At 74.7% G+C, this 5,909-nt stretch carries 7 protein-coding genes; 2 read left to right on the top strand and 5 right to left on the bottom strand.

Annotation, left to right across the window (positions count from 1 at the left end):
* Positions 1-9 precede the first annotated feature (9 nt).
* Genes AC1Q5D_RS17800 through AC1Q5D_RS17790 form a run of 3 tightly spaced genes read right to left on the bottom strand, consistent with a single transcriptional unit; the run spans position 10 to position 2,155 of the window.
* Positions 10-402 carry an IS5 family transposase gene (locus AC1Q5D_RS17800; protein ID WP_481739740.1) on the bottom strand — a complete coding sequence of 131 codons (393 nt, stop codon included), beginning with the start codon at positions 400-402 and terminating at the stop codon, positions 10-12.
* A 48-nt stretch (positions 403-450) separates the two neighbouring features.
* Positions 451-1,695, bottom strand: a complete 1,245-nt coding sequence (locus tag AC1Q5D_RS17795; RefSeq protein WP_481739769.1) for an RNA polymerase sigma factor — start codon at positions 1,693-1,695, stop codon at positions 451-453.
* Positions 1,696-1,732: 37 nt separating this feature from the next.
* Positions 1,733-2,155, bottom strand: coding sequence for a YciI family protein (locus tag AC1Q5D_RS17790; RefSeq protein ID WP_481739768.1), 423 nt, complete (start codon positions 2,153-2,155; stop codon positions 1,733-1,735).
* A gap of 209 nt (positions 2,156-2,364) precedes the next feature.
* Between AC1Q5D_RS17790 and AC1Q5D_RS17785 the strand changes: the two genes are divergently transcribed.
* Positions 2,365-3,636, top strand: coding sequence for an APC family permease (locus tag AC1Q5D_RS17785; RefSeq protein WP_481739767.1), 1,272 nt, complete (start codon positions 2,365-2,367; stop codon positions 3,634-3,636).
* Between the two features lie 169 nt (positions 3,637-3,805).
* Entirely contained in the window at positions 3,806-3,979 is a 174-nt protein-coding gene (locus tag AC1Q5D_RS17780; RefSeq protein ID WP_481739766.1) for a hypothetical protein, read from the top strand.
* 100 nt (positions 3,980-4,079) lie between these two features.
* Here AC1Q5D_RS17780 and AC1Q5D_RS17775 read toward each other — a convergent pair whose 3' ends face one another.
* Together AC1Q5D_RS17775 and trxB are read right to left on the bottom strand one after the other, a co-directional pair.
* Positions 4,080-4,751: an arsenate-mycothiol transferase ArsC gene (locus AC1Q5D_RS17775; RefSeq protein WP_481739765.1), complete on the bottom strand. Its 672-nt coding sequence runs from the start codon at positions 4,749-4,751 to the stop codon at positions 4,080-4,082.
* 222 nt (positions 4,752-4,973) lie between these two features.
* On the bottom strand, positions 4,974-5,909 hold a 936-nt coding region (gene trxB / locus AC1Q5D_RS17770; protein ID WP_481739764.1), incomplete at its 5' end, for a thioredoxin-disulfide reductase.

The raw sequence follows: 5,909 nt of genomic DNA, 5'->3' as shown, positions 1-5,909 counted from the left end.
ATCGCGTGGTCAGGCGGCTCCGGGCCGGTTTTCTTGTAATTCGCTCCGGCCCCCTGTGTCCCGGGCAAGGTTCGCGCCGTGCTGGTGCACGCGCACGATGGTCGAGTCGATCGAGGCCACCCAATCCAGGTCGCCCACTTCCTCGGCCCGGGTCTGGACCACTTTGTGCACCCGGTCCCAGGTGCCGTCCTTGGCCCAGCGGTCGAAGTTCTTGAAGACGGTGTTCCAGTTCCCGAACCGCTCCGGGAGGTCCCGCCAGGGGGCGCCGGTACGGAACTTCCACACCACGGCCTCGACCACGGTGCGGCGATCGGCCACGGGGCGCCCGGTTCCCTTGTACGGGGGAAACACCGGACCGATCACTTCCCACACGCCATCGGAGATCAAATCGCGATTAGCCACCAGACCATCGAACCCGATCCTTGCCTCATGACGCTTTAGCAACACACCCTAGGGCGCCTCGCCGCGCGCCCGGGCCCGCAGCACGGCCCGCTCGCGGTCGTTGCCGGCGAGCTCGGCCGCCGCGGCGAACTCCGCGCGGGCCTCGGCGTCGCGCCCCAGCCGGGCCAGCAGCTCGCCGCGCACGCTCGGCAACAGGTGCGACCGGCCCAGCGCGCCGCCGTCGCGGAGCCGGTCGACGAGCGCCAGGGCCGTCTCCGGGCCGGTCGCCATGGAGACGGCGACGGCGCGGTTGAGTTCCACGATCGGGCTCGGAGCGACCCGGCCGAGTGCCTCGTAGAGCACCACGATGCCGGGCCAGTCCGTCTCCCCGACGCTGCCGGCGACGGCGTGGCGCTCCGCGATGGCGGCCTGCAGCGCGTAGGGACCCCGGCCCCGGACGAGCGCGTCCGCGCGGGACAGCGCGGCACTCCCCCGGCCGATCTGGGACCGGTCCCAGCGGGTCCGGTCCTGGTCCGCGAGCAGCACGGGCTCGCCACCCGCCGTCGTGCGCGCCGCGAAGCGCGACGCCTGGAACTCCATGAGCGCGACGAGCGCGTGCGCCTCGGGCTCGCCCGGAACAAGGCCGGCCAGGACCCGGCCGAGCCGCAGGGCCTCCTCCGCCAGGTCGCGGCGGAACCAGTGCGCACCAGACGTCGCCGCGTACCCCTCCGTGAACATCAGGTACACCACGCCGAGGACGGCGGCCAGCCGGGGCGCCCACTCGGCCGGTTCCGGGACCTCGAACGGCACGCGCGCCGCGGCCAGCGTCCGCTTGGCCCGGACGATCCGCTGCTGGACCGTGGCGACGGGGACCAGGAACAGGCGGGCAATCTCGGCGGCGGACAGGCCGCCGACGACCCTCAGCGTCAGGGCGACCTGCGCCTCGCGGGACAGCACGGGGTGGCTGGCCGTGAACACGAGGCGGAGCACATCGTCCGGGACGGGCTCCCACTCGACGCCGTCCGGCTCCACCAGCCCGTGGGCCAACTGCCGGTACTTCCCGTCGAGCGCCGCGGCGCGGCGCCAGGCGTCGACGGCCCTGCGCTTGGCCACCGCCGTCAGCCACGCGGCAGGGTTCACGGGGACGCCCGCGTCGGGCCACTGGCGCAGCGCGTCGGCGATGGCCTCCTGCGCGAGGTCCTCCGCGGCACCCAGGTCCCCGGTCACCCGGGCGAGGGCCCCGACGATGCGCGCGCCCTCGATCCGCCAGACCGCGTCCAGCCGGCGCGCGACGGCAGCGGGGTCCGCGCTCACCGCGGGCCCCGCCCCCGTCCAGCCGGTGCCCGGAGCCCTAGTTGGTGCCGAGTTCCTCGCGCCACTGGGCCTCCTTCTTCACGTACTCGTTGTCCGCGTAGTCGGCGAAGTCCTCGTCGCCGTGGATGCGCCGGACCTCGAGCTTCGACCCGGGGCCGAGCGGGCAGCGCTTGGCCCACTCGACGGCCTCCTCCTGGCTGGAGACCTGGAGGATCCAGAACCCGTTGAACAGCTCGTGCGTCTCCCCGTACGGGCCGTCGGTGACCAGCGGCGGATCGTTGGAGAAGTCGACGACGCACCCCTCGCTGGGGTCCGCGAGCCCCTCGCCGCCGATCATGACGCCGGCCTTCATGAGCGTCTCGTTGTAGGCGCCCATGGCATTGAGGATCTCCTCGAAGTCGGCCTGCTTGGATGCCTCGATGGCCTCGTCGGTGGCGCGCATGATGAGCATGTACTTCATGGCAGTTCTCCTGTTCGGTGGGGGCGCCGTCTGCGCCCTCCTACTATCGCGTCGAACGGGGGCGCTGGGAATCGACACCGGCGGGGAAAATTTTTTCCGGGACGGTCCGCCGGGGTGGCGGGGGGCGCGGACCCGCGTCCCCGCCGGCGCGGGTCCGGCGACCGGCTAGGCTGGCGCCGGACCGCCGCCCGAGACAAGGAAGACGCCCCATGAACAGCACCCGACTGGCCCGGAAACTGGGCACCGCCGACGCGGTGTTCATCGGCCTGGGATCGATGATCGGGGCCGGGATCTTCGCCGCGTTCGGGCCGGCCGCGGCGGCCGCCGGCCCGGGCCTGCTGCTGGGCCTGGCCGTGGCGGCCGCCGTCGCCTTCTGCAACGCGACGTCCTCGGCGCAGCTGGCCGCGGTGTACCCGGAATCGGGCGGGACGTACGTCTACGGGCGCCGGCGCCTCGGCGAGTGGCCGGGCTTCCTGGCCGGCTGGTGCTTCGTGATCGGCAAGACGGCCAGCTGCGCCGCGATGGCGCTGACGTTCGCCGCCTACGCCGTCCCGCCGGGGTGGCAGAAGCCGGCCGCCGCCGTCGCCGTCGCCGCCCTGGTGGCCACCAACTACTTCGGCGTGACGCGCACGGCCGGCCTGGCCCGCGCCATCGTCGTGTTCGTGCTGGCCGTGCTGGCCCTCGTGGCCGCCGCCGGCATCGCCACCGCGGCGACTGGGGCCGCCGCGCCGGACGCGTCCGGGCTGGGCGGGATCGGCGGAGACCTGTTCGCCGGCGGCGCGTACGGCACGCTCCAGGCGGCGGCGCTGCTGTTCTTCGCGTTCGCCGGGTACGCCCGGATCGCCACGATGGGCGAGGAGGTCCGAGACCCGGCGCGAACGATCCCCCGCGCCATCGTGGGAGCCCTGGCCGGGGTACTGGTCGTCTACCTGGCGATGGCCGTGACTGCCCTGGCTACCGTGGGCGCCGGGCGGCTCGCGGGCTCGCCCGCCCCGCTGGCCCTGGTCGTCGAGCAGGCGGGGTGGGACTGGGCCTCCCCCGTCGTCCGGGCCGGGGCGGCCGCGGCCTCGCTCGGGGCGTTGCTGGCCCTGATCGCGGGCGTGGGACGGACCAGTCTGGCCATGGCGCGCGAGGCGGACCTGCCCCGGTTCCTCGCCGCCGTCCACCCCCGCCACCGGGTGCCGCACCACGCGGAGCTCGCGCTGGGCGCCGTCGTCGTGGTCCTCGTCCTGCTCACCGACCTGCGCGGCGCGATCGGGTTCTCCTCCTTCGGCGTGCTGCTGTACTACCTCATCGCCAACGTCGCGGCATTCACGCAGCCCGCCGCGGACCGCCGCTACCCGCGGTGGCTCCAGGCCGTGGGGGCCGCGGGGTGCGTGGTGCTGGCCGCGGCCCTGCCGCCGGCGTCGGTGGCCGCGGGACTCGTGGTGCTGGCGGTCGGGGCGGCGTACCGGGCGGTGCGGCTGCGCGCCGTGCGCTGAGGACGACGGCGGCGCCGGCTCCCGGCCCCCGCTCCGCCCCGGTCCTGGTCGGGCTGGTCCCGGTCAGCTGGTCCCGGTCAGCGGGCCACCCGCAACGGCAACCGTGGCCAACGCCGGGGCCGCGCGCCATAGTGGGGCTGCGACAAGATCCCGACGGAAAGGACAGACCGTGAGCGAGACCCCGGAGGAGACCCCGATCGAGCCGCAGGAGCCGACCAGCGCGGAGGAACGGAAGCCCGGCGTCCCGCCGGCGAGCACCGACGATCCCGGCGGCCGGGACGCGGAGGTCGACGAGCAGGTCGAGGAGACCTTCCCGGCGTCGGACCCGCCGGCCAACTACTGACCGGGCCGGGCCAGGAGGCCCGGGGCAGAGCTGGCCCAGGCGGGCCCCGGTCGGGCCCGCCTGGCCGCGGGCTGGGAGGTGGACGTGGACCCAGACGCGCTCAGGAGCCGGCGGAGATCCTCCGCCACAGGTCCGCGACCCTGGCCTCGAGGTCGTCCAGGACGCGGCGGCCCGTGGCGAGGTCCAGGTCGTCGCCGGGGTCGGCGATGTCCCAGTCCAGGTACTCCTTGTCGGGGTACCGCGGGCCGGACCGGCCGCCGCCGATGGTGACGATGTAGTCGGACGCGCGGATGACGTCGTCCGTGACCGGCTTCGGGTAGGCGTGGCCGGGGTCCAGCTCGCGCTCCTCGAGCAGGTGCTCCGCGATCGGGTGGACGGCGCCGGCCGGCTGCGAGCCGGCGGAGCGGACCTCGACGGCGTCGCCGGAGGCCTGGCGCATCAGCGCCGCGGCCAGTTGCGAGCGGCCCGCGTTCTGCTCGCAGACGAACAGGACGGCCGGCCGGTCGTGCGGCCGCCGGTCCCGCGATGCCGCGAGCGCGCGCAGCCGGTCGGCGGCGAAGTGCTCGGCCGTCGCCGCCAGGTGCGTCCGGACGCGCGCGGTGCGGGACAGCGTCGTGTACGACTCGAAGACGTAGCGCTCCACGGTGTCGGCGGGCACCGCGTCCGCGTACCGCTCCGTGAGCCGCTCGACGGCGCGCTGGAGGACGTGGAGGTCCTTCTCCGGCGTGCAGGGGGCGGCGTGCCGGGCCCTGGCGGGGGCGGTCTCGTTCATGGGGTCTCCCTGCGCTCTCGATGGGGTCTGGGTTGCACCAGGACGCGAGGTCGAACGGGGCGGGACGCCGCGCCACACGGGCGGGCGTCCCTGCTGGTCGGGGACCGGGGCCGGTCCCCGACACAGACTAGGTCGGGCCGGGACGGGTGCCAAGCGCTCCGGAACGGCACCCGGCACGCCCCGCCGCCACCGGGCGGCCGCGGCGTGGGCGGGCTTGGCCCCCTACAGGGCCGCGGCGGGTTCCGCGGCGGGCGCCGCGTCGTGGTGGGCGAGGTGGTGTTCGACGTCGAGGGCGGCGGCGCAGCCGGAGCCTGCGGCGGTGATGGCTTGGCGGTACGTGGGGTCGATGACGTCGCCGGCGGCGAAGACGCCGGGGAGGCTGGTGCGGGAGGAGCGGCCCTCGACGGCGATGGTGCCGTCGTCGGTGAGGGCGAGCTGGCCGCGGACGAGGTCGGTGCGGGGGTCGTTGCCGATGGCGACGAACACGCCGGTGACCTCGAGGCGGGACTCGGTGCCGTCGAGGGTGTTGGCCAGGCGCAGGCCGGTGACCTTGTCCTGGCCCTCGATGCCGGTGACGGCCTGGTTCCAGGCGAAGTCGATCTTGGGGTGGGCCAGGGCGCGCTCGGCCATGATCTTCGAGGCGCGCAGCTCGTCGCGGCGGTGCACGACGGTGACCTTGGAGGCGAACTTGGTCAGGAAGAGGGCCTCCTCCATGGCGGAGTCCCCGCCGCCGACGACGGCGATGTGCTGCTCGCGGAAGAAGAACCCGTCGCAGGTCGCGCACCAGGAGACCCCGTGTCCGGAGAGGCGCTTCTCGTCGGGCAGGCCCAGCTCGCGGTAGGCGGAGCCGGTGGCGATGATGACCGCCCGGGCCCGGTAGGTGTCCCCGTTGGCCAGGCGCACGGTCTTGGTCTCCCCGGCCAGGTCGAGGGCCTCGACGTCCTCGTAGAGGATCTCGGCGCCGAACCGGGCGGCCTGGGCGGCCATGTTGTCCATGAGCTCCGGGCCCATGATCCCGTCACGGAAGCCGGGGAAGTTCTCCACCTCGGTGGTGTTCATCAGCTCCCCGCCGGCGGTCACGGACCCTGCCACGACCACCGGGGACAGGTTCGCCCGCGCCGTGTACACGGCCGCCGTGTACCCGGCCGGACCGGAACC

The sequence above is a fragment of the Arthrobacter paludis genome, assembly GCF_056782315.1.
Note: the sequence above shows the minus strand (reverse complement) of the source record. Positions and strands in the feature narration are given on the sequence as shown.

Excerpts from the sequence above, each read along its gene's own strand:
- AC1Q5D_RS17785 (WP_481739767.1), top strand. The coding sequence starts at position 2,365 with ATGAACAGCACCCGACTGGCCCGGAAACTGGGCACCGCCGACGCGGTG.
- AC1Q5D_RS17775 (WP_481739765.1), bottom strand. The coding sequence starts at position 4,751 with ATGAACGAGACCGCCCCCGCCAGGGCCCGGCACGCCGCCCCCTGCACG.
- AC1Q5D_RS17790 (WP_481739768.1), bottom strand. The coding sequence starts at position 2,155 with ATGAAGTACATGCTCATCATGCGCGCCACCGACGAGGCCATCGAGGCA.